The following is a 1675-nucleotide window of genomic DNA, read 5'->3' on the forward strand; positions in this document are numbered from 1 at the left end:
AAGGGGCCGTAGTAGCCCGAGGCGTTCTTGGCCGAGTAGGCCATGATCCGCGTTTGTATCAGTTCCTTCTCTTCCAGCGCCACGCGGATCGCGCCGATGCGGCCGTCCATCATGTCCGTCGGGGCGACGACGTCGACGCCGGCCGCGGCCTGGGCCAGGTGGTGCCCCGAAAACTGCAGGCGCTCCAGTTCCGACAGTGCCCGGGCCAGGCGGCGCGGTTCGCCCAGCCGGCGCGCGGCGAAATCGTCGGCGATCTGCTCGCGCTCGTTGCGGATGCGGCGCGAGATCCACCACACGGCCGGGTGATAGAACAGCAGGGCCTCGATCACGTTCTGCACGAGATTGACGAGGTAGTCGTGGCGCCGGACATGGCCCAGCTCATGCGCCAGCAGCGCTTCCAGCAATTGCGGCGGCATGCCCGTCACGAGGGCGGCCGGCACGAGCACGACGGGCCGCCAGAAGCCGGCCGTGACCGGACTCGCCAGTCTGTCGACGATGCGCAGGCGCACGGTGCGGTCGATGCCGCAGCGGGCGGCCAGTTGGGCCAGCCTCGATTGCCACACGCGTTCCGCGGCGCTGCCAGCCTGTGCCGGCGTGGCGCGTCCACCCGTGGCGCGTCGCACCCATACCAGCCCCATCGCCATGCGCAGCCCGAGCGCCGCCGCGCAGGCCGCCCATGCGCCGACTTCGTCATGATGCTGCAGGCCGGGCGTTGCGCAGCGCCACGAGCAGCACTGCCGTCGTGCAGCCGATCAGCGCGCCTTGCCACACGAAGTGCAGCAACGCCCATCCGAGGCTGGGCACGAACGACTGCGACAGCGTGGACGGGAATCTGGTCACCACGTCAGGCAGGTGCGACGGCAGTGGCGCGAGCGGACTCGTCGGCAGCAATACCGATAACAGCCCGGTGACGAGCCCGGCGCTCATTGTTCGTCTCCGTCTTTCAGCAGTTGTTCGATCTCATCGCGCTCCTTTTTCGAGATGCCGCTCTTGAGTGCGGCCAGCACCAGCGCCTTGGCCGACCCGGCGAAGGCGCGCTGCATCAGGTCCTTCAGCAAATTCGTCTGCAGCGATTCCTGCGCGTGGGCCGGTGCGTACACGTGAGACCGTTCGCTCTCGTCGCGGATCAGCAAACCTTTACCGTGCATGATCTGCATCAGGCGGAGCACGGTCGCGTACGTCACCTCCGGACGTTCCTTGACGATGTCTTCGTGAACCCGGCGCGCCGTGGCCGCGCCCAGCGGCCAGAGTACCTGCAGCAGGTCGAGTTCGGCGGGCGTCGGCTTGGGCGGGGCGGGGGATTTGGCCATGGCGGTGTCTCGGAACGTCGTCGATAAATCTAGACTAACTCGTCTAGATCAAGTTGTCTACAAGTTTATTTTCCATGCGCTGGCTTGTTTCCGCAGACCGTCCGGCACTAACATAGAAATCACTGTCTACATAAAAAAGGGAGTGTCCATGCTGAAAACCCGTCTGCGCGCGAGCGCCCTCGTCCTGCTGCTGGCTTCGAGTGGCGCCGGCGCGTCGTCCGTCCCCGATTATCCGTTCGTGCACGTCACCGGGAGTTCGTTCCAGGCCGTCGTACCCGACCTCGCCAGCCTCGATTTCGAGATCGTCGCGCCCGATGCCGACCCGGCCGCGGCGCGCGCCGTCGTCGAGGCGCGCGTGGGCGAGG

3 protein-coding genes and 1 pseudogene are annotated in these 1675 nt (G+C 66.7%); 1 reads left to right on the forward strand and 3 read right to left on the reverse strand.

Annotated elements, in window-relative coordinates; translation table 11 throughout:
• The 3 genes from ACEN88_RS31075 to ACEN88_RS31085 all read right to left on the reverse strand — a co-directional run.
• On the reverse strand, window positions 1–644 hold a 644-nt coding region (locus tag ACEN88_RS31075; protein ID WP_413345938.1), incomplete at its 3' end, for a M56 family metallopeptidase.
• Window positions 645–690: 46 nt separating this feature from the next.
• A complete protein-coding gene (locus ACEN88_RS31080) occupies window positions 691–927 on the reverse strand; it encodes a hypothetical protein (protein ID WP_413345940.1) in 237 nt (78 codons plus the stop codon).
• Entirely contained in the window at window positions 924–1310 is a 387-nt protein-coding gene (locus tag ACEN88_RS31085) for a BlaI/MecI/CopY family transcriptional regulator (RefSeq protein ID WP_413345941.1), read from the reverse strand. Before ACEN88_RS31085 ends, ACEN88_RS31080 begins: the two co-directional genes overlap by 4 nt.
• Before the next feature lie 148 nt (window positions 1311–1458).
• Here ACEN88_RS31085 and ACEN88_RS31090 point away from each other — a divergent pair.
• A pseudogene (locus ACEN88_RS31090) lies at window positions 1459–1675 on the forward strand (SIMPL domain-containing protein); the annotation flags it as partial.

The sequence above is a fragment of the Massilia sp. CT11-108 genome, from assembly GCF_047302915.1.
GTDB classification, from domain to species: Bacteria; Pseudomonadota; Gammaproteobacteria; order Burkholderiales; family Burkholderiaceae_D; genus Telluria; species Telluria orientalis.